This is a genomic window from Halalkaliarchaeum sp. AArc-GB (assembly GCF_031432225.1).
In the GTDB taxonomy this organism is placed as follows: Archaea; Halobacteriota; Halobacteria; order Halobacteriales; family Haloferacaceae; genus Halalkaliarchaeum.
In genome coordinates this window covers 293,365-317,743 of sequence record NZ_JAVKGM010000001.1, presented here as the reverse complement: position 1 = coordinate 317,743, position 24,379 = coordinate 293,365, and the positions used below count along the sequence as shown (strand labels likewise).

The following is a 24,379-nucleotide window of genomic DNA, read 5'->3' as shown; positions in this document are numbered from 1 at the left end:
TCCCGTTCGGTATGCCGCGAGCGTGGATCCGACGCAACCAGGTCCCCGCCTTCCTCCTTGTGACGTTCGCCTGGACGTGGTTCTGGCACGGAATCTTCTTCCTGTTCGGCCTGTGGGACGAACTCCTTTATACGGCGATCCCGTCCGTCTGGGGTCCGCTGATCGGCGCGATCACCGTCGTCTGGGCGGGTGAGACGACGTTCCGGTCGTGGTTCCGGCGACGACTTAACTGGCGGCTTCGGCCCACACTGTATCTCGTCGCCGTGCTCGCGCCGCTGATCGTCACTAATCTGCAACCGGTGATCGGGGCCGTCGGCGGGGGGATGTTGCGGTACGATCCGCCGGCTCCTGTGGGCCTGATGGTGGTGTGGGTACTCGTGAACGTGTTCGTCTGGGGCGGAACCGAAGAGATCGGTTGGCGAGGGTTTCTGCAGCCGCGGCTACAGGAACGGACGTCGGTGTTTACCGCGGGACTCGCGATCGGCGTGATCTGGTGGGCGTGGCACCTGCCGATGTTCCTTACGGGAGATCCGAACTACTCGCTCGCGCCGTTGGCGTTCGCGTCGTACGGCGCGATGATTCTGGGAATCTCGGTCGTCCTCGGAGCGCTCGTAAACGCGACTGACGGGTCGGCGCTTCCGGCGATGGTGCTGCACGGAACGGCCAACCTCGGCGCGGTGCTCGCGGCTACCGGCGGCCTGCTCGGTGGCTCTCCTGTCCTCCCGCTCCTCGGAGGCGGTCTCTGGTGGGTGATCGTGCTTTCGCTTCTGCTCAAGAACGGTCCGTCGATGGTGTCGGACCCCTCGATCGAGCCACGGGTGTGATTGGACCCCTGATCGACACCCCGGTACCGGGACTACGTCTCTTCGACGTGCCGGACCGCGGAGGCGACGCCTCGCGTCGATTCGACCATCTCCGGGCCGGACATCGCCGCCCGCCCGACGGCGAACGCCTTCGGCCCCTCGATGACGACCTCGTCGCCGACACGGATCGCGTCGTCGGCGTCGACGACCCCCGGTGCGAGCACCGACCCGTGGGGGACGAACCCGTCGATCTCGACCCGTTTCGTGGGGGCGTCACTGTCGACCCACTGGCGCGCCCCGGCGAGGGTGAACGCCAGGGTACCGTACTGCGGCACCACTGTCGCCAGCTGGTCGCTGTCGTCGCCACCGCGGTCGACGTCGCGGGCCCGGATCTGGAGCTTCGGATACCGGCCGGTCGTCTCGATCGCACCCTCGCCGAAGACGTCATCGCCGGCAGCCGGCCCGAGCATGTAGTCGGCGATCGCCCGGACGGTGTTGTGTTCCCGCTGCCGCTTCGCGTACGCCAGTTCCCCGTCGAGAGCATTCCGGAGGTTCGACAGCGAGTCCCCCGACGTCGGATGCCCGTCGCAGGTGAACTCGAACGGGACGTCGGCCTCCTCGCTGACGCGCTCGCAGATGTCCCGGTAGCCCTCGTCGGGGACGTGTGCGATCACCCGCGGGTAGTCGTTGCCCTCGAGATACCGCCGCAGAACCTCCGAGACGAACTCCTTTTCGTCTTCGGACCACCGACCCGTCACCACCGTGTCGTAGTGCTGTGCCGGATACGTGAGCTCCAGCTCCTGTGGTACCACCCCGATCGGTGAGGTCATCGAGACGATGTGGGCCCGCCAGCCGATCGCGTCGTGGAACTGCTTGTGGCTCTGTGATTCGCTGTACGGCTTCCGGGCCGAGCAGGGGAGCAACACGAGCGGCGCGGAAAACCGGTTGCGGTACCGGGTCGTCACCCGGTCGGCGAACCGCTGAATCTCCACCCGCCGGATGGTGTCCTCGCTGGCGGCGAGCAGTTCGGTGTCGCGCACGACGGGCGTCCGCTGTTCGAGGTAGCCGTACTCCCCGTCGAACTCCCGGAACGTCGCAGTCAGCCACGCCTCGTGGCGGGCCTGCCCCTCGATGTAATCCCGGAGCCGCCCGGCGCGGATCCGCTCGCGAACCCGGCGGAGCTCCGCCTCCAGCGCGTTGACGTTGTGCTGGCTGCAGTCCTCGCGGGTAAACTCCTCCCGGGGACCCTGACACGCCGGACACGAACAGGGGAGTTCGGTCAGATCCTCGAGGAAGTGTTCGCCGTCGGCGGTGAGGTATCGGCCGCGGGCGCCGGCGATCCGGGCGTACGTCCGATCGAACAGGTCGACGCCGACAGACGAAAGCGTCGCGACGTTCGCCGGCGTCGCCACGCCGGAGAGAAACAGCGCTGTGTCGGCCGGAATCGCCCCCTTGACCGCGAGGATCGCCTCCTTCAGGCCGGCGGCATGGCCGATGAACCCCTGGACGTCGGAGAGAACGTACGAGTCAGGCGGGTGGTCGATCTCGTTGCCGGGAGCGATGTCGATCTCCGCCTCGCCCGACAACTCGACAGCGTCACTGGAGACGACTGCAGCGGTCGGCGCGTCGACGTCGGTCGGATCGACCGCGAACGCCTCTCGAACGTCCGGCGGCGTTCCGGACGGAAACGCCCGGTGGGGAAGCACTGTCAACACCGAGTCGTCCGGCTCGGGTATCTCCCGATCGGCGGCCCACAGCGAGCCGGCGTCCCGGAGCCGGCCGTCGATCGTCGCCGGCGTCACGACCGGCGGATCGAGCCGGAGCTCCCCGAGCCGGGCGGCGGCGTCCCGCTCGAGGACTTCGAAGTAGTCGGTCATGAAAACGGATCGCACCCGGAGGCGGGAAGCTTTTGCGTTCCGTCGCCGGGATCTTACACCGGCGCAGGCCGGGACAACCGACCGATCGCTCCCTCTCCTTGCGGCCGATCACCCGTCGTCGTTTCGGCGCTCGATCGCCGCGAGGCTTTCGAGTTCGACCCGGTCGGGAAGTCGATCGATCGCCGAGTCGACCCAGTCGTCGTGTGCAAGACGGATCCGGCTCTCCGGCGCCACCTCGGCCAGCCGGGCGACGCCGTCGGCGGCGGCACGCTGGGCGCTTTCCTCGGGTCGATCGGGCGTCTGGGCGGTGAGCGGATACGTCTCTGCGAGCTCGCGGGGATACGGCCCGAACGGCGGCTTGATACGCCAGACGGCGTCGTACTCGTGTGTTCTCGGGACCCCACCTTCGGTGACCAGTACGCTGTCGGGAACCTCGAGCCGATCGAGCCGCTCGTGGTGCCGGCGGACCTCGGGTCGGCGAGCGCTTTCGGGGGAGACGGCGAAGAACGTCCCCTTCGAGGTGGGATCTTCCCGCTCCAGCTGTGCTGTGCCGTCGAGCAACGCCCGGTAGCCATCCAGGAGTGCGGGATGTCCTCGGGCCCGACGTTCGACGAGTTCGAGCAGGCGCCCCTGCCGGATCGCCTCCTTGATCCGGCGGAGCTCCGCGAAGCTGACGTGGAGGTTGTGCTCGGCGAGCAGCCGCTCGGTCTCCGCTTCGTCGGCGTCTCGAAGTTCGTCGGGAGTGTGTTCGACGCAGACTGGACACGAGCACGGGAGATACGACAGCTCCGAAAGGTGCTCCGTTCCGGACGCGGTGAGATATCGTCCGTCGCGGGCGTAGATCGCATACGCCGCGGAATCGAACAGGTCACACCCCGCCGCGACCGCCAGCGCGAACGTCATCGGGTGGCCAGCTCCGAACAGGTGGACGGGGGCGGCCGGACCGAGCCCCCGCTTTGCTGCGAGGACGACCTCGATCATCTCGCCGTAGCGGTAGCTGTTCATCAGGGGGACGACGGCGCCGACGGGGAACACGTCGAGGTCGGTTTCGCCGGCGCGTTCGGCGGCCTGCTCTCGGAGATCCGGATACGTCGATCCCTGGATCGGTGCGTTGACGAGCATCTCTCCGGTGTTTGCGGCCTCGGCGTCCGACAGCGCCATCGCGGTCGTCTCGAGGTCCCGTTCGGCCTGCTCGCGGTCCACGTCCGGCGGCGTCGGAATGTCGACAGGGGTGGCGACGTCGGAGCCGATCTCCCGCTGGAACGCGAGGATCTCCTCGGTCGTCACGTCGATGTCGCCGTACTCGGCGAGCTGGAACGAACCCGAGTCCGTGGCGATGACGCCGTCGAATCCGAGCATTTCGTGGAGCCCTACCGACCGGGCCTGTTCCCGGAGGTCGTCGTTCGAGTGGATGATGTAGGAGTTGGTGATCAGCATCTCGGCGCCGAACTCCCCACGCAGACGGGACGGAGCGATCGTCTCCAGGTTCGGGTTGATCACCGGCATCAGCGCCGGCGTCTCGACGACTGCGTCGGCCCTGGGAACGGACAGCTCCCCGATCCGGCCGAGACAGTCTGCGTCCCGCAGCTCGAAGCAGTCGCGCATAATCGTCGTGGAACGGGCGCGTCACTAAGCCTTTCGAGTGGAATCGAACCGCCCGCGGTCCACGGTGCGGCCCCAACTCTCACCGGAACCGAGTCTGCCCGCGATCGAACTCCCGGGCGAGCGTCGCCTCCTCGATTCGCAACAGCGTGGGGCGTCCGTGCGGACAGGCGTACGGTTCCGCACACTCTGCGAGCCGATCCAGCAGCGCGTTCGCCTCCGGGTCGGTCAGCGTCTGGCCCGCTTTCAGCGACGGATGACATGCGAGATCCCGGAGCAGCCGGTCCCGTCGTCGGTCCGGCGAGCCGCCGTCTGCCAGTCGATCCAGCAGGTCGCAAAGCGCCTCGGGATCCGCCTCCCGTCCCAGTGGGGCCGGCACCGCCCGCACCCGGACTAGGTCGCCGCCGAACGGTTCGGCGTCGAAGCCGAGTTCCCGGATCGTCCCCTCGTTGGCTTCGAACACCGAGAGGTGTCCCGGGTCGAGCGATACGGTCGCCGGCGGCTCCAGCTCCCGGTTCGGAACCGGTTCCCCGGAGAGGGCCGCCCCGAGTCGCTCGTAGTTCACCCGTTCGTGGGCCGCGTGGCCGTCGACGACGAGCAGGTCGCCGTCGAGTTCGCACAGCAGGTACAGCTCCCGGTACTGGCCGATGACTTCCGCGTTGGTGAGCGACGACGCAGGCCCGGACGCGTTCGCGACGTCTCCGGATTCGAGTCGGGTCACGAAATCGGTCGGCACGGCGGCTGCACGCTCGACGTCTGCGGTCTCGAGTCCGTCGGAAACGGCGGTCTCGATGGCCGTCTCGACGGCTCCGGAGACGGAGAGCGCCACCTCCTGCTTCGCCGGGTGGACATTCGCGTCGACGAGCTGGGGCGGCAGCCGCACGTCGATCGCGCCGATCGGGTGACGGTTCTCGGGAAGCAGCGTCCCGTACCCGGATTCGACCGCCCGGACGAGCTCGCCGTTCGACACGGGGCGGCCCCCGATTGCGACCCTGGTGGCCTCCCGCGTGGCACGGGTCTCAGCCGGCGGGACGATCGCCCCCCGGACCCGGCACTCTGCTGTGTCGGCCCGGGATTTGTCACCCGCGTTGACCTTCCCGACGCCGATGTCGACGGTCCGATCCAGTTCGATCGCCCGGCGGGCTACCTCCCTGCCGTACACCGACAACAGTGCCCCTCTGACTCCGTCCCCGTTCGCCGAGAGCGTCTCGCGGCCGTCGTGAATCAGGGCGATCGCGACGTCCGGACGGGCGAGCGCATAGTCCGCAACAAGCGTCGAGATCCGCGAAAACTCCGTGTCCGGGTCCGCAAGCGACGCCAACCGGGCCGGCCGATCGGCGAACAGGTCAGTCACCTCCACGGTGGTGCCCCGGGCCCGGCCGGCGTCGGCGACGGTCTTTTCGTCGCGTTCGACCAGCACGCGTGTTCCTCGGTCGCCGCCGTCGTTGGTGAGGACGTCCAGCGTCGCAGACTCCGCGATCGCCGCGAGTGCCTCCCCCCGGAAGCCGAGGGTGTCGACCTCCCGGAGGTCGTCGGCCCCTCCGAGCTTGCTCGTCGTGTGGGGTTCGACCGCCAGTTCGGCGTCCCGCCGACTCATTCCGCGTCCGTCGTCGGCGACGCGGATCCGTCCGGGCCGGGCGTTGCCTTCCCCCGTCTTTTGGTTACTGCGGTCGGTCCCGTCGCCGTCGATCGTGACCTCGATCCTGGACGCGCCGGCGTCGAGGGCGTTTTCGACGAGCTCTGCGACCACCCGCGCCGGCCGGGTGATCACCTCGCCGGCGGCGATCCGTTCGACCGTGTCGGTGTCCAGTTCGCGGACCCTGGATGGCTCGGCCTCGGTTCCGGACTTTTCGTCACTCATCGTTGAGCCGTTCCTGGAGCTCCTGGAGCGTGAGCAGCGCCTCCATCGGGGTCGTCCGGGCCAGATCCACCTCCCGGAGCTTCGAGAGCACCTCGTGCTGGGAAGCTGGAACGTCACCCTCCTGACCGGTTTCGTTCCCGTCGGCGACGTCGGCTTTGCCGTCGTCGTTCACGTTGCTGTCCGCAGTCCCTTCGTCGATTCCAACCCTCGAGCGCTCTTTTGCGTCGGTTGCTTCGAGGAACTCCTGTGCACGTTGGACGACCGGCTCGGGCACTCCCGCCATCTCGGCGACCTCGACGCCGTAGGAGGACGAGGATGGCCCGCGGGCCACCCGGTGGAGGAACCTCACGTCGCCGTCCTCCCGGGTCGCGGTGAAGTGGAGGTTGAACACCCGCTCGAACTCGTCGGCGAGTGTCGTCAGATCGTGGTAGTGTGTCGCAAACAGCGTCGTCGCCTCGAGCTCGTCGTGGACGAATTCGACGGCGGCCCGGGCGATCGCCTGGCCGTCGGTGGTCGCGGTGCCGCGTCCGACCTCGTCCAGCAGGACGAGCGAGTCGGGGGTCGCATCGTGGAGTACTTCCGTCAACTCGGCCATCTCCCGCATAAACGTCGACTCCCCGCCCGCGATGTCGTCGCTCGCACCGACCCTGGTGAAGACCCGGTCGACGACTGGAAGCCGTGCCCGCTGGGCGGGAACGAAGCTCCCCGACTGTGCAAGCACCACACACAGCGCGATCTGGCGCATGTACGTCGACTTCCCGCTCATGTTCGGGCCGGTAATGACGGCGACGCTCCCCCGGGGGTGCGTGGCGTCGTTCGGGACGAACTCCGGCTGAGTTCGCTCGACGACCGGGTGTCGTCCGCCCTCGATCTCGATCTCCCCGTCGGATCGAACGGACGGCCGGACGTACTCCCGCTCGACTGCGGCGGTCGAAAGCGACGCGAGCGCGTCGAGTTCGGCGATCGCCGACGCGAGCGCCTGTATCCGGTCGGTCTCGGCGCCGACCTGCGATCGAACATTGGTGAACAGCTCGTATTCGAGGCTGTCGGCGCGCTCGGCGGCCCCGAGGATCTCGTCTTCGCGCCGCTTCAGCTCCGGGGTATAAAAGCGCTCGGCGTTCTTCAGCGTCTGTCGTCGGCGATAATCGTCCGGAACCCGGTCCAGGTTCGGGTCGGTCACCTCGATGTAGTAGCCGTGGACCTGGTTGTGGCCGACCTTCAGCGAGTCGATCCCGGTGCGTTCCCGTTCGCGGGCCTCGAGATCCGCAACCCAGGCCCGTCCGTCGCGTTCGGTCGCCCGGAGATCGTCGAGCTGTTCGTCGAATCCCTCGCGAACGATTCCGCCTTCCGTGATCTCCGTGGGCGGGTCCGGGGCGATCGACTTGTCGATCAGTTCGCAGATCTCCGAGAGGGGGTCCAGCCGGTCTCGGAGCTCTTCGAGGGGGTGGCTTTCGCGTTCGCCATCCGTCCCGCCGTCGTCCGAAAGCGCCGCCCGGAGTTGGGGAACGATCTCGAGGGTGGCGTGTAGCGACCGGAGGTCGCGTGCGTCGGCCCGCCCTCGAGAGATCCGACCGACGAGACGCTCGAGGTCGTACGCCGACGCGAGGCGATCGCGGATCTCCTCGCGGACGATCGGTCGATCGGCCAGCTCCGCGACGGCGTCGTGACGGGCCTCGATTCGGTCCCGGTCCACGAGGGGTCGCCGGAGCCAGTGTTCGAGACGTCGCCGCCCCAGCGCCGAGACGGTTCGATCGAGGCTGTCGAACAGCGTGGTCCCGTCGGCGCTGCTTCGGTTTTCGAACAGTTCGAGCGATCTAAGCGCCGCCGAGTCCAGCCGGAGATGATCCCGTGTGTCGTACCGCCGAATCCGGGAGATGTACTCCAGCGGCCCGTCGTCCCCCTGGGTGTACTCGGCGTACGCGAGCACCGCACCGGCGGCGCGGCGCTGTGCCCGTGAGAACCGGCGTTCCGGCGCGGCGACGTACGCCCCGAGCCGTTCGCTCGCGGGGTCGAGTTCGAACGCCGCCGGATCGTACTCGTTTTCGTCCCAGTCGGCGCCGACCGTGTCGGGCGGGAACTCGGGACCGTCGGGTGATCTGAGGAGTTCAGCGGGGGCGATCCGCTGGAGCTCTTCGGCGATCGTCTCGCGGTCGCCGTCGGTGACCAGACACTCGCCGGTGGAGACGTCGACGGCAGCGAGCCCGACGAGGTCGGCGGATCTTCCGTCCGCGCCCCCATCTGCTGTCGTTTCCCCGGCAACCGCGGCGACGTAGTTCGCCGTGGCGCTTTCGAGCAGTTCGTCGTCGACGATCGTTCCGGGCGTGATCACCCGCGTGACCGCACGATCGACGAGTCCGGTCGCCTCCTCGGCGTCCTCCACCTGGTCGGCGATCGCGACCCGGTAGCCCGCCTCCAGCAGCGCTTCGAGGTAGGAGGCTGCGTTGTCGATCGGGATCCCGGCCATCGGGTATTCGCCGGTCGAGTCCTCGCGTTGGGTCAGGGTCACCTCACAGATCCGCGCGACCGCCTCGGCCGCCTCGCAGAACGCCTCGTAGAAGTCGCCGACCTGGAACAACACGAGCGCATCCTCGTGGTCTGCACACAGTTCGACGTACTGGGTGAGCATCGGCGTCAGTTCGTCGGCGACGGGCGCCATCGACGGCGGCATCCCGGTCACGCGCTCCTCGTCGATCCCCGCTTTCGCCATCGTTGTTCGATCACGTGCGCGGCAGGGAGATAAACGCCACGCCGCCGGTCGCGACTCGAGCGTTTAAGGGCCGGGACGACCGAAGGGCCCACAGGTGATCGAACGTGGACTTTGATGGGAGTTTGAACGGATCGACCGGCGTGTTCGCCCGGCAGTTCGAACGCATCGGTCGCGCGGTCGAGCTCGGCCTCGCCAGCGGGCGCGTCATCAGCGTCTCGTTTCCCGAGTCAGCGCCGGCGGACGCCGACGCGGACCATCCGCTCCTCGACCGGATCGGGGCGTATCTCGAGGACGAACCGGACGACTTTTCGGATGTCCAGGTGGCGCTGACGCTTTCGACCGATCGACGCCGCGTCCTGGAGGCGACCCGGAAGATCCCGTACGGCGAGACGGCGACCGTGAGCCAGATCGTCCAGCTCTCCGGACTCGATTCCGACGATCCGGAGGACGTCGAGCTGGTGAAAGACGCACTCGAAGAAAACCCGACGCCGCTTTTCGTCCCGGATCACCGGGTCGAGGCGCGAACGGCGACGCCCGAGGACGTCGCCGAAACACTACGCGCAATTGAGCGCTGAAGAGCGGGCGAGGGACCCGGCTACTCCGAATCCAGATCGAACCCTTCCGAGACCCGGTCTTCGATCGTCTCCCGATCCCACGACCGGATCGCCTCCCCTTCGACTTCCGCCTGGATCTTCTCTTCGAGCAGGTTCACAGCGACGCTGTTTGCCCCCTCCGGAACGATGAGGTCGGCGTGTTTCTTCGTCGGCTCGACGAACTGCTCGTGCATCGGCTTTACCGTCGAGAGATACTGGCGCATCACACCCTCGAGGTCGCGCCCGCGTTCGACGACGTCCCGCTGGATCCGTCGGAGGATACGAACGTCCGCATCGGTTTCGACGTACAGACGGAGATCGAGCATCTCGTTTATCCGCTCGTCGTACAGCGCGAGGATCCCTTCGAGCACGATAACGTCAGTCGGTTCGACCCGGATTCGCTCGTCTTTGCGGTTGTGGATCTCGAAGTCGTACTGTGGCATCTCCACCGTTCGCCCCTCGAGTAGGTGAGTCAACTGCTTCCGGAGTAGTTCCCACTCGAACGCCGACGGGTGGTCGTAGTTCACGGTCTCGCGCTCCTCCATCTCGAGATGCGAGAGGTCCTCGTAGTAATTGTCCAGCGGAATCCTGGTGACCGCGTCCTCGACGTTTTCGGTGACGAGCTGTGCGACCGTCGTCTTGCCAGCTCCCGTCCCCCCGGCGATGCCGATCACGAACGACGGAATGGTCATGATCATATGAGCGACAGCCGGGAGCAAAAGGACGACGGGTTGCCGGCGATGAAATCCCAATCGACTCAGAACCTGAATCTACGTGAAGGGCCGATATAACCGTACCGGGGGCAGTTTTTACAGGATGGACGGTAAGATACGGATATGAGAGACGAACCGACCGTCAGGGACGTGATGCATCGGGAGTTCCTGGGGGTGAGCGAGTCGGACGCGCTCGAAGATGCCGCCGAGCTGTTGATCAGGGAGAACGCGGACCATCTCGTCGTCCTGCGGGGACACGAGCCGGTCGGCTCGCTTTCGGCCCGCAACGTTCTCGCTGCAGTGCTCTCCGAGGAGGCACTCGACGACGATGTCGCCACGGTCATGCAGCCCCCCGTACCGACCGTGTCGTCCGAGGAGCGCCTCGCGGATGTCGAGGAGCGACTGCTCGGGGAGGACGCGGGACACCTGATCGTCACCGAGGAGGGGGAGGCGATCGGCGTTATCACCGAGCGGGACCTGCTTGCGGCGACGACGACGGCCCGGGAGCCGACGCATCTCCACGAGGGATCGGATCCAGCCGTCGAAAACAGTATCTGTGAGGTTTGTGGGTCGCTCTCCCCGGAGCTCACGTCCGTGAACGGTCAGCTCGTCTGTCCGGACTGTCAGGGCGGCCTGTGACCGGCGTCCGGACGGCGGGCTCTGTCGACGATCGTCGGGCGTTCGTCTCGCGTCAGGCGTACGCCTCGAACTCTGTTCCGTACACCAGGAAGTAGCCCGTGCCGACCACACCGATTACGGCGGCGATCGTGAACGCGACTTCCGGACTCACGAACTCCCAGAGGGCGCCGCCGATCGCCGCACTCGGGATCACAACCGTGTTCCGAAGTAGGTAGTAGGTCCCCGTCACCCGCCCGCCGGCGCCGCTTTCGGCGGGGCCGACGATGAGCGCCTTGTGCGATGGGAGCCCCGCAAAGCGCAGTCCAGAGAACGCAAACACCAGGATCAACGCGGCGGCGCTCGCAGGAGTGTTTATAAGCACGATCGGGAAGATCGCGTAGACGGCGAACCCGACAGCGACGACAGGTTTGAGGCCGACCGACTCGGCGAACTTCGCGGCCGGCGCCATCACCAAAAGCGCGATCAGCATCTCCACGCCGAGCAGGTAACCGAAGAAGGCTGGCGGTGAGAGGCTGACATCGTAGCTGAACCCGCCGACCGCAATAGTCGTGTCCAGGCCGACCTGGAGAATCTGCGTGACCACGAGCACGAAGAAGACGTACACCATGCCGTTGGCGAATCGAACGAGGGTATCGCCGACGAGCAGAGGGCGCAGCTCGTCAGGCATCTCCCGGAGGTCCCGTCGAATGCGCGCGATTCCCTCGAAAGAACCGCCGATCGTGTCCGCGCTTGCGTCGTACAGGAAATGCTGGGCGACGGTGCCGACGACGCCGAAGATCACCGCCACCGCGAGTACGTACCGGAAGCTCACCGTGAAGTCGGGGTGGAGATCGATGAGGATCGCCGCGAGCACCGGCCCGACGAGAAACGCCGTCCGCCGGAACGTTTCGGTGCTGGCGAAGCCGACCGCCAGCCGCGATGAGTCTGTCGCCTGCTTTACAACCGCGAAGGTCGCGCCGAGCCCGAACGACTTCCACGCCTGGGCGAGCAGGAGGCCGACGAAGATCCAAATCCACGGCTCGATCGTGATGTCCCCGACGGTGAACGCCCCGATGGTCGGCGCGAACAGCCAGACGATGAACCCGAGTGTCGAAACGAGCCCAAAGACCGTAAGCGCGTATCGGGAGCCGATACGGTCGGAGATAGCGCCGCCGGGATACGGGTAGAGGGCGGCGATAACGTTGCCGAACGTGCCGAACAGCCCGATGACGAATCCGGTCGCCCCGAGCGCGACCATGTACTCTGGGAGGAATCGGTTCGTCATCTGGAACCCGAGGCTGAACGCGAACATCGCAAGCGAGAGCACCAGCACGTCCCGCTGGAGGGCGAAGAACTGCCGAAACGCGTCGATCGCGCCGGACGCTTCCGCCGTCTCTTTCGCCATGACCCACAGTTGCGAGGAATCCAATAAAAAGGTCCCTTCGGAAACCCTGCTCGGGGTCGCTCACGGATTTTCGATCGAGATCCGTCGGAGGTCGCGAGGCGACCCACAGCGACGCGGCTTCGAAAGCGCCCTGGAACTGAACGAGATGTGCTCACAAATGGGCGTTAGACGGCCTCAAAAGGGCAATTTCACTTCCACCACGAGATCGGGGAACGGTTAAGTGACCGGCGATCAGTGATACAGCCGATGGGAGACGGCCACGACGACGGGATGCTCTCGTGGGATGAATCGGTGTTTCGCGACGAGCACGTCTTCGAGATCGATTACGTTCCCGAGACGTTCAAACACCGCGAAAGCCAGCTCGAGAGCCTGAAGTACGCGCTCCGGCCGGCTGTCCGGGGCTCGCGCCCGCTCAACACGATGGTACGTGGCCCTCCGGGGACCGGGAAGACGACCGCCGTCCAGAAGCTGTTCGGGGAGCTTCACGCCCAGACGGACGTCAGAACCGTCCACGTCAACTGCCAGGTGGATTCGACCAGGTACGCCGTTTTCTCCCGGCTGTTCGAGGCGATCTTCGACTACGAGCCGCCCTCCTCGGGCGTCTCGTTCAAGAAGCTGTTCCGCCAGGTCGCAGAGCAACTCGTCGACGAGGACGACGTCCTGGTCGTCGCGCTCGACGACGTGAACTACCTCTTTTATGAAAACGAGGCGTCCGACACGCTGTACTCGCTGTTGCGCGCCCACGAGGCTCACTCCGGCGCGAAGATCGGCGTGATCTTGATCTCCTCGGACCTGAATCTGGACGTCGTCGAGTCGCTCGACTCCCGGGTACAGAGCGTCTTCCGCCCCGAGGAGGTGTATTTCCCGGTGTACGACGTCGACGAGATCTACGACATCCTCCGGGAGCGGGCAAAGCGGGGATTCCACGAGGGCGTCGCTGGCCGACCGGAGCTGGAGCGGGTCGCCGATCTGACCGCCGAGAGCGGCGACCTCCGGGTAGGGATCGACCTGCTCAGACGCGCGGGGCTCAACGCGGAGATGCGCGCCTCCCGAACCGTCTCGACGGCGGACATCGAGGAGGCGTACGACAAATCGAAGTACGTGCATCTCTCGCGGTCGCTCCGCGGGTTGGCCGATTCCGAACGGACGCTTCTGGCCGTGGTCGCCGATCACGACGGCGAACAGGCGGGCGAGGTGTACGAGGCGTTCCACGAACGGACCGACCTCGGCTACACGCGGTATTCGGAGATCGTCAACAAGCTCGATCGCCTCAACCTTATCGAGGCCGAGTATACGGATGTCGACGGGCGGGGTCGCTCGCGCTCACTGGAACTCCAGTACGACGCCGACGCCGTATTAGCGCGGCTCGAAGACGGCTGATCCGTTTTTCCCGTCGTACGGTTGTTCGACCCCGGAACCCTTTTGAGCGGGACTCGTCTATCTCGACTCACAATGGGACTGGGCTCGGACATGTATCGCCAGCAGATCCTGGATCACTACAAGAACCCCCGTAACTACGGGGAGCTGGAAGATTCCGATTTCAGCCACGTCGGGGAGAACCCCTCGTGTGGCGACACGATCCGGATCGACGTGCGACTCGATGACGACGGCGAGACGATCGACTACGTGGCGTTTACGGGTGACGGCTGTGCGATCTCGATGGCGAGCGCGAGCATGCTCTCCGAGCGCCTCCAGGGGATGACTCTCGAGGAGCTCGAGGAGCTCGACACGGACGCCGTCACCGACATGCTGGGCGTCGATATCTCCCCGATGCGGATCAAGTGTGCCGTCCTCGCGAGGCAGGTCGCCCAGGACGGCGCCAAACTCCACCGCGGCGAGGTCGACGACCTGGGGCCGACCAGAACCGAAGACTGAACGCCCAGATCTCTGCGTCCTGCTGGCTACTGTTTCCGTCGGCGTCCCGGTTTCCGTCGTCTTTTTCCTTTTTAGGCTCGTTCGTTCCCCTATGAGCGATTTCGACAAGGAAGCAGAGCGGGAGAAACTCCGCGAGAAGTACGAACGCGACCGAGAGAAGCGTCAGTCGACCCAGGTGATGAGCGATCTCCTCTTGAAGGGGGCGACGATGACCAACCGCCACTGTGACTCCTGCGGCGATCCGATCTTCCGATACGACGGCCAGGAGTTCTGTCCGACCTGCCAGCGTTCGGAGGCTGACGAGGGCGCCTCCGAACCCTCCCCTGGAGACGGGGATGAAGTGGACGAGACTGCCACAGACCACCAGTCGACCGCGAGTGGAGGGGTCGGCGCTGACGGCGTCGATCAGCGGAAGCCCTCGCCGGGAGCGTCCGGACCGAGCAACGATCCCGGTCGAGGCTATCCTTCAGATTCCGTCGACCCCTCACCCGTCGATGGGGGGCTCTCGGAGGCCCACGATTCGCTCGTCCGGACGGTCGTGAAGTTCTCGCGAGCCGCCGAGTCTACCGACGACCCGCGGCGTGCCCGGGAGGCGCTGTCGGCGGCGCGGGAGGCTGCCGAGACCCTCGAAGCGCTGCGACGATAATTGTTCTCGGGACGCGGTCGCTCCACCGGACTGCGATCTTTACTCGCCATAGAATAAATCTTTTGTCGGTGCTCCACTTGAGTGTATACATGGAAGCCATAGCGGTTCGGCGCGAGGGCGGGAACGCGACCGTAGAGCGCATCGAAAAGCCCCGTCCGGAGCCGTCGACAGGGGAGGCGCTGGTCCGGACGCTCCGCGTCGGCGTCGACGGCACCGACCACGAGGTCATCGAGGGGGTTCACGGGGAGCTTCCCGAGGGGGAGGACCACCTCGTGCTCGGTCACGAAGCCGTCGGAGTGGTCGCGGACGCGAACGGGACCGACCTCGAGGAGGGCGACCTGGTGGTTCCGACAGTCAGACGCCCGCCGAACGGGACGAACGACTACTTCGAACGCGGGGAACCCGACATGGCCCCGGAAGGGCAGTACGTCGAACGGGGGATCGTCGGCGCCCACGGGTTCATGGCCGAGTATTTTACCTCCCCTGTGGAGTATCTGGTGACGCTGCCGCCGGAACTCGCGGAGTGGGGGTTTCTGGTCGAGCCCCTCTCGATCACCGAGAAGGCGGTCGAACACGCCGAGGCCGCGCGGTCGGCATTCGACTGGCAGCCCGAATCCGCGCTCGTGCTCGGCAATGGCAGTCTGGGACTGATCACGCTTGCGGCGTTCGAACGGGAGTACGAGCGGACGTACTGCCTGGGCCGGCGCGAGCGTCCGGATCCGACGATCGATATCATCGAGTGGCTCGGCTCGACGTACGTCAACTCCACCGAGACGCCGGTGTCGGAGATCCCGGCGGCGTACGAGCCGATGGATCTGATCTACGAGGCGACCGGCTACGCCCCGCACGCGTTCGAGACAATCGAGGCGCTTGCACCCAACGGTGTCGGGGCGCTGGTCGGCGTTCCCGAGGACTGGTCGTTCGAGATCGACGGCGGGAAGCTCCACCGGGAGTTCGTGCTCCACAACAAGGCGCTCGTGGGGAGCGTGAACTCCCACGCCGGCCACTTCGAGGCGGCGATCGACACGCTGGCCGGGCTGGAGGAGGCGTTCCTCGACCGACTGGTCACCGGTGTCTACGGGCTCGACAAGTACGAGTCGGCGTTCGCGGATGACGACACGACTATAAAAACAGCCGTCGAATTTGCCTCCTATGAAGAACGTTGACGACCTGATCGAAAGCGCAGCCGAACTCGCAGAACGCGGGCTCTCGAAAGGGGAGATCGCGGACGAGCTGAACGTCTCCCGGGAGACCGCGAGCTGGCTGGTGGAACGCAGCGGCGCGAACCAGATAGAACCCACGCCCGAGCCCGCTACCGCTCACCCGGCCGACATCCACGTCGACTGGAGCGCGATCGGGCGGGACTCCGCCCGGCTCACCCACGTCGGACGGGCGATGGCGGACCTGCTCTCGAAACGGGGCGAGGAGGTCGACCTCACGATCGGGATCGAGAAGGCCGGCGCGCCGATCGCGACGACCGTCGCGCGCGAACTCGACACCGACCTGGGAACGTACGCGCCGGCGAAACACCTGTGGGACGAGGGGGACATCGCCGACAAGGGTGGCGGGTTCTCACAGAACTTCGCGACGATCCGCGACCGGGAGTGTTACGTCGTCGACGACACCATCACCTCCGGGACGACGCTCACCGAGACGATCGAGGCGGTTCGCGCGCAGGGTGGGACCCCGGTCGCCTGCTGTGTCCTCGTCGACAAACAGGGCGTCGAGGAGATCGACGACGTGCCCGTCTACTCGCTCGTGAACGTCGTCCAGGTCGCCCGCGAGGGCGACGAGGAGTAATCGAGGAGGAAGGGATCGAGGAGGAAGGGATCGAGGAGGAAGGGATCGAGGACGTGAACGTTTGTGCACGTTCGGCGGCGGAACGCATTTCCCTATCAACTCCTAACGGAAGCCGATGACGTTCCAGCCAGGCGGAAATCTGTCTCAAGAGGAGGTCGACGAGCGGGTCGACCGAGCCATCGAGGAGAACGACGTCGTGCTGTTTATCAAAGGGAACCGGTTGATGCCACAGTGCGGCTACTCGAAGCGGGCGCTCGAACTCGTCGGACAGTACACCGAAGAGTTCGAGACGGTCGACGTGTTACCGGCACTCCCCGAGTACCGGAACGCGCTCGAATCGCACAGCGGGTGGGAGACGATCCCGCAGACGTTCGTCGGCGGCGAGTTCGTCGGCGGGAGCGACGTGCTCGCGGAACTCGACGAGCGAGGGGAACTCGAGTCGACGCTTCCGGACGCGTGACGTCCCGGACGCTCGGGGGACCGGGAGGCTCGCGACGCCGTGAAGGATAGGTCATATAACCCCTGGGTGCGTATTAGGCAGTAGATACCGTCGCCGTGCGGGGTTCCGTTGCCCCCGACACGCCGGAATTCGATCGACCAACGACCGCTTCAATCCATGTCAGGCCGCGTATTCAGACTGCACTCGACGCTGGAACTGCCCCTCGAAGACGTCGAATCGTTCTTCGACGACGACCCAGAACTACCGCCGGAGGTCGAGGACGTCGATATCACTCGGCGGAACAACACGCTGATCTTGAAAGCCGTCTCGGCGGACGACAGCATCAGCAAGTACACGCCGACGGCACAGTTGAAAGCGAGCGTCACCGAGACGCGAGTGTACGAAGAGGAACCGCCCCGGGCGGGCGGCCCGCAGTGGGCCCGCGAGGAGGAAGAGGAGATCCCCTCCGAGCTCGTCGAGTTCGCCTGTTTCAAAGGTGACCGAGAGACGGTGTTGCAGAACACTGCCCTCCAGTATCCGATGTTCCTGGTGCTTCGGGAGATCGCGCTGCTGTCCGAGAAGGGGACGCTCACAGCGATCACCGAATCCGACGGCGAGCTCCAGGCGACCCGGATTGTCGAGGGCGAGGAACGCCCCGCGAGCGTCGAAGTCGTCGAAAGCCCCCGCAGCGGCGACGGGGAGGGCGGCGTGAACTGGCGGGACAACAAGTTCATCAGCGAGTGAAACGCGACACTGAAGGGAAGTAACTAGTTGCGCTACCGAAAACGATCGGGAGTTCTTTACGAGACACCCGAGTAGAGTCGACTCGAGAGGTCAAACTACCAGCCACGATGATTCCATCCGATCCACAGACGCTCCTGATAAAGTTGTTCGCGGCGATCGTGCTGATCTGGTTTCTCAGTCTCTGGTTTCCCGCCTTTATGGATGCGCTTTCGGCAGTTCCAGTGTAGGGCTGTTTCTCCGACAGCTCCGGTTTCCTGTGTTGGTTGTCGACCGTCGGCGAAACCAGGATCCCCTGCCGGCGAAACCGGAGTATTCTTTAATGAATATTCATAATATAAGGGCATGGTTCTCGATCGGATGACCGAGTACGGCCACGAGACGGTAACGTACCATACGGATCCGGAGACGGGTCTCCAGGCGATCGTCGCCGTACACGACACGACACTCGGTCCGTCGCTGGGCGGAACGCGAATGCTCCCATACGACACCGAGGCGGACGCCCTCCGTGACGTGTTGCGCCTGTCGGAAGCGATGACCTACAAGGCTGCGGCTGCCGACCTCGATCTCGGTGGTGGGAAGGCCGTCATCCTGGGCGATCCGGAACAAAAGACCGAGGAGATGATGGCCGCCTACGGTCGGGCGGTCGACGCGCTCGGCGGGCGGTACATCACCTCGGTCGATATCAACACCGGCGTCGAAGACCTGGACGTCATCGCTGAACAGACCGACCACGTGGTGGGCGTAAGCGACGGACTGGGCGACCCCTCACCGGTGACGGCTTACGGGGTCTTCCGTGGACTCGAGGAGACTGCGAGAGACGAACTCGACCGACCGGTCTCGGAGCTTTCGGTGACGATTCAGGGGATCGGGAAGGTCGGAACGGGGTTGGCCGAGCGTTTGCTCGAACGGGGGGCAGACGTGACGGTGTCGGACGTCGACAGCGACGCAGTGGAGGCGTTCGCGGAGGAACACGGCGTCGACACGGTCGGGCCCGAGGACGCGTACGCGAAGTCGTGTGACGTGTTCGCACCGTGTGCGATCGGCGGCGTGTTGAACGACGACACGATCCCACAACTGAACTGCGACGTCGTGGCCGGTGGGGCGAACAACGTACTCGAACGCCCCGAACACGCGGAGATGCTCCGCGATCGCGGGATCAGATACGCGCCGGATTACGTCATCAACGCCGGCGGACTGATCACCGTCCACACCGAGTACGTCGGCGGAACGATCGAGGACGCCTTCGAGAAGGCCGACCGAATCGGTGAACGCCTGGTCGAACTGTACGAGCGCGCCGACGACCGCGACGTGACGCCCCTCCAGGCCGCCCGGGAGTACGCCGAGGAACGGCTCGAACGCGAACGCGACCCGCTCGCGACGCCGGCCTGAGATCTCTCTTCCGCTCTGGGGCGTTCTTCTTCCCGACGACGTGACTGTTAACTGTTAACTGATGCCGTGACCTTGTAAGAGACATGCGCGTCGCGATCGTCGGCGGCGGGATCGTCGGGCTGGCGAGCGCGTACTACCTGGCCGACCGGGACGTCTCGGTCACCGTCTTCGAGAAGGAGTCGGTCGGTGGCGAGACTACCGGACGGGCGAACGGGGGGATCCGGGCACAGTTCACCTCGCCGGTGCACGTGCGGTTTTCCCGCGAGAGCATGCGGGTCTGGGAGTCGTTCGAGGGGACGTTCGGCGTGAATATCGGCTACCGCCGGACGGGCTATCTCTTCCTCGCGAGAACGGCCGACACCGCCGAACAGCTCCGGGAGAACGTCGCCAGACAGAACGACCACGGCGTCCCCAGCGACTGTCTCTCCCCGGCAGAGGCTACCGAGTACTGTCCCGGCCTCGACGCCGATCGGTACGTCGGTGCCGCCTACAGCCCGACGGACGGCTTCGCGGATCCGCATCTCGCTCTCCAGGGGTTCCTGCGGGGTGCCGGGGAGGCGGGCGCCGAGATTACCACCGGCGTCGAGGTGATCGACGTCCACACGCGGGACGGACGGGTCGACCGGATCGAGACCGAGGACGGCGTCTCGGACGTCGACTTCGTGGTCAACGCTGCTGGACCGTGGGCGGGAAACGTCGCGGCTATGGTCGGCCTCGAACTCCCGGTTTCACCCCGTCGTCGACAGTTGCTCGTCGCGGAACCGGCGCCGGCGCTGCCGTCGGACGCCCCGATGACCGTCGACGTGGACGCAAGCGTTCACTTCCGACCGGAGTCCGACGGCGCAGCGATCGTCGGCGGCCGGGATGCCGACGGGGATCCCGAGCGCGATCCCGACCGGTACCGAACCTCGAACGATCCCGACTGGATCGTCGACACGCTGGACCGCGCTGCCGACGTCGCTACCTATTTCGGTCCGGAGACAGCGGTCGTCCGCGGCTGGGCGGGGCTGTACACGGTGACGCCGGATCACCACCCGATCGTCGAGGAGACGATACCCGGCTTCGTAAACGCCGTGGGATTCTCGGGACACGGGTTCATGCACGCTCCGGCGACCGGACAGGTGGTCGCGGAACTGATCGTCGATGGAACATCGGAAACAGTCGACGTCTCGCCGCTTTCTGCCGATCGGTTCGAACGAGACGCGGGGTTACGCGAGGGAACTGTGATCGACTGACGAGGAACCGTCGAGCGGGGTAGTCGAATGATCGTTCCAGCGAGACAGAGTGTTCTGTCGACCATACACTTACGTCGAGTTGCGGCGTGTCTCGGAGCATGACCGACGAATCCGACGACCACACGACAGACACCGAATCGACACCGAAACGACTCGTCGCCGGCTGGCACGGGCGCTACTACGAGGACTTCACCGTCGGCGACGTCTACAAACACCCGTTCGGTCGCACGGTTACCGAGACCGACAACGTCTGGTTGACGAACCTGACAATGAACCTAAATCCGATGCACTTCAATGAGGCGTACGCCGCCGAAACCGAGTTCGGCGAGCGTCTCGTCGACGGAACGTTCGTCATCGCCCTGGCGGTCGGGATGAGCGTCATCGACGTCTCTGTCAATGCGACAGCGAACCTGGGATACGACGACGTGCGGCACCACGCCCCGGTGTATCACGGGGACACGATCTTCGCCGAAAGCCAGGTGCTGTCGAAACGCGAGAGCAGCTCCCGCGACCACGTCGGTATCGTTACGACCGAGCTGCGTGCGTACAACCAGGAGGACACCAAAGTGCTTTCCCTGAAACGGACACCGATGGTGCTCAAACGCGAACACGCGAAGCCGACTGCGGCGCGTCCGCCGGGATGGCCGCCGGATGTCGGAACGCAGCCGGACGACCTCTTCGGCGACGACTCACTCTCCAATGACACGGGAACGACGGTCGACGGGGAAGAGACGGACGGCGAGGACGGCCCATAATGACGCGAACGACAGGGTTCGATCCGGAGGCCGGGCGCCTGCAGGGTGTCTCGTCCGTCGTAGACGCTCAGACCGCCGCGTCAGCGATCGATCCAGATGACGTCGTCCTCGTCAGCGGTTTCGGAGGAGTTGGCTATCCAAAGCGGGTTCCGGAAGCGCTGGCATCAGGCTACAGTGGCCTGGGCCTCACTGTCGTGAGCGGCGGCGGCGTCGGTGCGGAGATCGACGACCGGCTCGTCGAATCCGGGAATATCGCCCGTCGGTATCCGTTTCAAACGAGGCGAACCTCTCGAAACGCCATCAACGACGGCAGGGTCGGGTTCCACGACAGGCACATCTCGAGATTCGGCGACGAAGTTCGGTTCGGCGAGTATGGAACGCCCGACCTCGCGATCGTCGAGGCCGTGGCGGTCGGAGACGGCTGGCTCGTTCCGTCGACGTCGATCGGACACACGCCCTCGTTCGTCGCGGCCGCCGACCGGTTGATCGTCGAGGTGAACCGAACCCAGCCGCTGGAACTGGCACGAGTCCACGACGTGTATCTCCGAGAGCTTCCGCCGAACAGGGAGGCGATACCGCTCGAGGGGCCGACCGACCGGATCGGCGGCCCGGCGATCTCGTTCGATCCAGCAACGCTGGTCGCGGTCGTCGAGACGGACCGCGCCGACGATCCCTACGAGTTTCGGGATCCCGACGACACCGACCGACAAATCGCCGAGGGGCTCGGCACCTTTCTGGAGGCGGAACTCGATGGGAACCCGATGCTCGCGGAGACAGTTCACCTGCAGTTCGGCGTCGGGAGCATGGGAAATGCGCTGATGGGGACGCTCGGAGCAGTCGACTTCGGGGATAGGGACGTCGTCTACTTCGGGGAGGTGTTCCAGGACGGTCTCCTCGACAGCATCGATAGCGGGCTCCTCTCGGGAGCCAGTGCCACGTCTCTCGCGCTGTCGGAAACCGGGCAACGCCGGCTATTTGCCGACATCGACCGCTACGCCGCAGACGTCACGCTGCGCCCGGCAAGCGTGTCGAACAACCCAGCACTCGTCGAACGCTTCGGCGTTGTCGGAGTGAACAGCGCAATCGAGGTGGACCTGTACGGTAACGCCAACGCGACTCACATCGGCGGAACCCACCTCGTAAACGGGATCGGCGGCGGCGGGGACTTCAACCGCAACTGCCGGTTGAGCGTTCTCGCACTCCCCTCGACGGCCGGGGACGGAGACATCTCGCGGATCGTCCCCATGTGTCCCCACGTCGACCACACCGAACACGACTTCTCGGTCGTGGTCACCGAACACGGGATTGCCGACCTGCGCGGGGCGACTCCGAGGGAACGCGCCCGGGCGCTCGTCGATATCGCCGACCCGTCGTTCAGGAGGGACCTCCGCGCATATCTACGGCGTGCCAAAGAAGGGGGAGGAAACACGCCACACGACCTCGAGACCGTTTTTGAATGGCAGAACAGTCGGGATTGACTGTCGGGTCGTGGTCAGGGAACCCGGTTCGCGGTGAATCCTGTGTCGGATGTCCGGAACGAGTGGTTTGATATATCATGACAGTAGAGAAATGAGCATGTATCGAATGCTCGTGCCGGTAGACGTAGACGAGACCCGTGCCGGAGCACAGGCCGAGGCGGTTCTCGACCTCGCAGCGGAGATGGACGACCTACAGGTAGAGGTTCTGTACGTTCACGAGGAGATCGACGCCCCTGCAGACGAGGCGGGAACGGCGTACATCGACGCCATAAACGAAAACCTCCAGAACCTGCAGGGGCTCCCGGACTCGACAGCAACTTTCGTCGATCGACTACGGGAGGCTGGCGTCGACGCGGACGTCCACAGCGTCACCGGTGATCCGGCCACAGCAATCCTCGAACTCGCAGACGAATTCCAGGTCGACACGATCGTTCTCGGTGCTCGTCGGCGGTCGCCGGTCGGAAAAGTCCTGTTCGGGAGCGTCACCCAGTCGGTCATCCTCGATAGCGACTGCCCGGTGACAGTCGCGCCGGAGCCGAGAACCGAGCAGTGACCGCGGCTTCGATGGAGGCGGAACCTCGTTTCCTCCGCACTCGCCACAGCGCGGTTCCGGAGCCGTAGCCAACAAATGACCAGTGAATCGACCTCTCGCGGGTGGAAAGTAAACACCGTCCTCATTCTGCTGTGGCAGGTCACGGCCAGCGTGTGTTTTTACACTATTTACGCGGTGACTCCGTTCGTCAGGGACGAGTTTCTCGTGTCCGCGACCCTGGTCGGAGTGATGTTGACGACGTTGACTCTCGGCTACACAGTGTTTTTGTTCCCGGTGGGTTCGCTGGTCGACGAGTACGGGGAGGGATTGATGCTCGTCGTCGGACTCTTCGGACTCGGTCTCGCGGCGGCCGCCGTGACGGTTGCCCCGACGTACCTCGGGTTGCTTTTCGTCGTGTTTGTCCTCGGAGCGTTTTACGCGACAGCGATGCCAGGGACGAACAAGGCGGTGTTCAATGCCATCCCGACGGAGCGACTCAACCTCGCGATGGGGATAAAACAGGTCGGCGTAACCGCAGGAAGTGGGATCAGCGCGATCCTTATCCCGTGGTTCGGAGCGACCCGCTTCGGATGGGAAGTCGGATTTTTGCTCGCGTCAGTGGCCGCCGCAGTGGTCGGCGTCCTTTTTTACTGGACGTACGAGGAGGGCGGTGGCGGGGACGGCGGCAGTCGACACGGGATCCGAACACACTTTCGCAATCCCTCGTATCTCGTGGTGACCGGTGCGGGCTTTTTCCTCGGCGCCGCGCTTTTTACGACAGTCGGGTACACGATCCTCTACGTCGACGAGTCCGTCGGCGCAAGCGTGGTGTTCGCCGGAGTCACGCTCGCGTTCGCTCAGGTGTTCGGCAGCGTCGGCCGGGTCGGATTCGGCTGGCTTGCCGATCGACTTTCGGCCCCGCTTACGACGTCGACGCTGCGGATCCTCGTGGTGCAGGCGGGAGCTTCGACCCTGCTTTTCCTCGCCGTAACACGTGTCGAGTCGCCGCTCGTCACACTGTTTGCCTTCTCGTTGCTCGGAACGTTCGTGCTGGGATTCACCGGCATCTACTACTCGTGTATCGGATCGCTCGTTCCGACCGAGCAGATGGGGAGTGCGACTGCAGGCGGGCAGATCGCGCTCAACTCCGGGGCGCTCGTCGCCCCGACGACGTTCGGATTTCTCGTCGACGTCCGCGGTTACAGCGAGGCGTGGACGATGCTCGCGCTGGCGACGTTCGCCTCCTTTCTCCTGCTGTTTGCGCTGTTGCGACGCTACTGAGCTCTCGAGGCGCCTCTGAAAGAAAC

22 protein-coding genes are annotated in these 24,379 nt (G+C 65.4%); 16 read left to right on the top strand and 6 right to left on the bottom strand.

Annotation, left to right across the window (positions count from 1 at the left end; translation table 11 throughout):
• The first annotated feature begins 11 nt into the window (after positions 1–11).
• Entirely contained in the window at positions 12–824 is an 813-nt protein-coding gene (locus RH858_RS01665) for a CPBP family intramembrane glutamic endopeptidase (RefSeq protein WP_310561012.1), read from the top strand.
• A 32-nt stretch (positions 825–856) separates the two neighbouring features.
• Here the strand turns inward: RH858_RS01665 and arcS are convergent, their stop codons facing one another.
• From arcS to mutS, 4 genes are all read right to left on the bottom strand, one after another.
• The gene (gene arcS, locus RH858_RS01660) at positions 857–2,680 is read right to left on the bottom strand and encodes an archaeosine synthase subunit alpha (RefSeq protein ID WP_310561011.1); all 1,824 of its coding nucleotides are present in this window, start codon (positions 2,678–2,680) and stop codon (positions 857–859) included.
• A gap of 108 nt (positions 2,681–2,788) precedes the next feature.
• The gene (tgtA, locus tag RH858_RS01655) at positions 2,789–4,285 is read right to left on the bottom strand and encodes a tRNA guanosine(15) transglycosylase TgtA (RefSeq protein ID WP_310561010.1); all 1,497 of its coding nucleotides are present in this window, start codon (positions 4,283–4,285) and stop codon (positions 2,789–2,791) included.
• Positions 4,286–4,364: 79 nt separating this feature from the next.
• Entirely contained in the window at positions 4,365–6,143 is a 1,779-nt protein-coding gene (gene mutL, locus RH858_RS01650) for a DNA mismatch repair endonuclease MutL (RefSeq protein WP_310561009.1), read from the bottom strand.
• Positions 6,136–8,850 carry a DNA mismatch repair protein MutS gene (gene mutS / locus RH858_RS01645; protein ID WP_310561008.1) on the bottom strand — a complete coding sequence of 905 codons (2,715 nt, stop codon included), beginning with the start codon at positions 8,848–8,850 and terminating at the stop codon, positions 6,136–6,138. Before mutS ends, mutL begins: the two co-directional genes overlap by 8 nt.
• Before the next feature lie 104 nt (positions 8,851–8,954).
• On the opposite strand from mutS, the gene RH858_RS01640 reads away from it, so the two are divergent.
• Positions 8,955–9,425, top strand: coding sequence for an MGMT family protein (locus RH858_RS01640; protein WP_310561007.1), 471 nt, complete (start codon positions 8,955–8,957; stop codon positions 9,423–9,425).
• 20 nt (positions 9,426–9,445) lie between these two features.
• Here the strand turns inward: RH858_RS01640 and udk are convergent, their stop codons facing one another.
• A complete protein-coding gene (udk, locus tag RH858_RS01635) occupies positions 9,446–10,135 on the bottom strand; it encodes a uridine kinase (protein ID WP_310561006.1) in 690 nt (229 codons plus the stop codon).
• 144 nt (positions 10,136–10,279) lie between these two features.
• Between udk and RH858_RS01630 the strand changes: the two genes are divergently transcribed.
• A complete protein-coding gene (locus RH858_RS01630; protein ID WP_310561005.1) occupies positions 10,280–10,795 on the top strand; it encodes a CBS domain-containing protein in 516 nt (171 codons plus the stop codon).
• A 52-nt stretch (positions 10,796–10,847) separates the two neighbouring features.
• Here the strand turns inward: RH858_RS01630 and RH858_RS01625 are convergent, their stop codons facing one another.
• Positions 10,848–12,179: an MFS transporter gene (locus tag RH858_RS01625; protein ID WP_310561004.1), complete on the bottom strand. Its 1,332-nt coding sequence runs from the start codon at positions 12,177–12,179 to the stop codon at positions 10,848–10,850.
• Between the two features lie 246 nt (positions 12,180–12,425).
• Between RH858_RS01625 and RH858_RS01620 the strand changes: the two genes are divergently transcribed.
• From RH858_RS01620 to RH858_RS01560, 13 genes are all read left to right on the top strand, one after another.
• Entirely contained in the window at positions 12,426–13,559 is a 1,134-nt protein-coding gene (locus RH858_RS01620) for an ORC1-type DNA replication protein (RefSeq protein ID WP_310561003.1), read from the top strand.
• Positions 13,560–13,631: 72 nt separating this feature from the next.
• On the top strand, positions 13,632–14,054 hold the full coding sequence (sufU, locus tag RH858_RS01615; RefSeq protein WP_259533486.1) for a Fe-S cluster assembly sulfur transfer protein SufU: 423 nt from the start codon (positions 13,632–13,634) through the stop codon (positions 14,052–14,054).
• A 91-nt stretch (positions 14,055–14,145) separates the two neighbouring features.
• A complete protein-coding gene (locus tag RH858_RS01610) occupies positions 14,146–14,700 on the top strand; it encodes an Sjogren's syndrome/scleroderma autoantigen 1 family protein (RefSeq protein ID WP_310561002.1) in 555 nt (184 codons plus the stop codon).
• Positions 14,701–14,789: 89 nt separating this feature from the next.
• Positions 14,790–15,866 (top strand): glucose 1-dehydrogenase, encoded by a 1,077-nt coding sequence (locus tag RH858_RS01605; protein ID WP_259533484.1) that lies wholly within the window; start codon positions 14,790–14,792, stop codon positions 15,864–15,866.
• Positions 15,853–16,500, top strand: a complete 648-nt coding sequence (gene gfcR / locus RH858_RS01600; protein WP_259533483.1) for a transcriptional regulator GfcR — start codon at positions 15,853–15,855, stop codon at positions 16,498–16,500. Before RH858_RS01605 ends, gfcR begins: the two co-directional genes overlap by 14 nt.
• 115 nt (positions 16,501–16,615) lie before the next feature.
• Positions 16,616–16,960, top strand: a complete 345-nt coding sequence (locus tag RH858_RS01595) for a glutaredoxin domain-containing protein (protein ID WP_259533482.1) — start codon at positions 16,616–16,618, stop codon at positions 16,958–16,960.
• 156 nt (positions 16,961–17,116) lie between these two features.
• Entirely contained in the window at positions 17,117–17,683 is a 567-nt protein-coding gene (locus RH858_RS01590; protein WP_259533480.1) for a hypothetical protein, read from the top strand.
• Positions 17,684–18,025: 342 nt separating this feature from the next.
• Positions 18,026–19,072: a Glu/Leu/Phe/Val dehydrogenase dimerization domain-containing protein gene (locus tag RH858_RS01585; RefSeq protein WP_259533478.1), complete on the top strand. Its 1,047-nt coding sequence runs from the start codon at positions 18,026–18,028 to the stop codon at positions 19,070–19,072.
• A gap of 83 nt (positions 19,073–19,155) precedes the next feature.
• Positions 19,156–20,307 carry an FAD-dependent oxidoreductase gene (locus RH858_RS01580; RefSeq protein ID WP_259533477.1) on the top strand — a complete coding sequence of 384 codons (1,152 nt, stop codon included), beginning with the start codon at positions 19,156–19,158 and terminating at the stop codon, positions 20,305–20,307.
• 98 nt (positions 20,308–20,405) lie between these two features.
• Positions 20,406–21,062, top strand: coding sequence for a MaoC family dehydratase (locus RH858_RS01575; RefSeq protein ID WP_310561001.1), 657 nt, complete (start codon positions 20,406–20,408; stop codon positions 21,060–21,062).
• Positions 21,062–22,540, top strand: coding sequence for an acetyl-CoA hydrolase/transferase C-terminal domain-containing protein (locus RH858_RS01570; RefSeq protein ID WP_259533475.1), 1,479 nt, complete (start codon positions 21,062–21,064; stop codon positions 22,538–22,540). The genes RH858_RS01575 and RH858_RS01570 overlap by 1 nt, the downstream gene beginning before the upstream one ends.
• 97 nt (positions 22,541–22,637) lie before the next feature.
• Positions 22,638–23,093 (top strand): universal stress protein, encoded by a 456-nt coding sequence (locus RH858_RS01565; RefSeq protein WP_259533473.1) that lies wholly within the window; start codon positions 22,638–22,640, stop codon positions 23,091–23,093.
• A gap of 75 nt (positions 23,094–23,168) precedes the next feature.
• Entirely contained in the window at positions 23,169–24,353 is a 1,185-nt protein-coding gene (locus tag RH858_RS01560; RefSeq protein ID WP_310560999.1) for an MFS transporter, read from the top strand.
• Positions 24,354–24,379 lie beyond the last annotated feature (26 nt).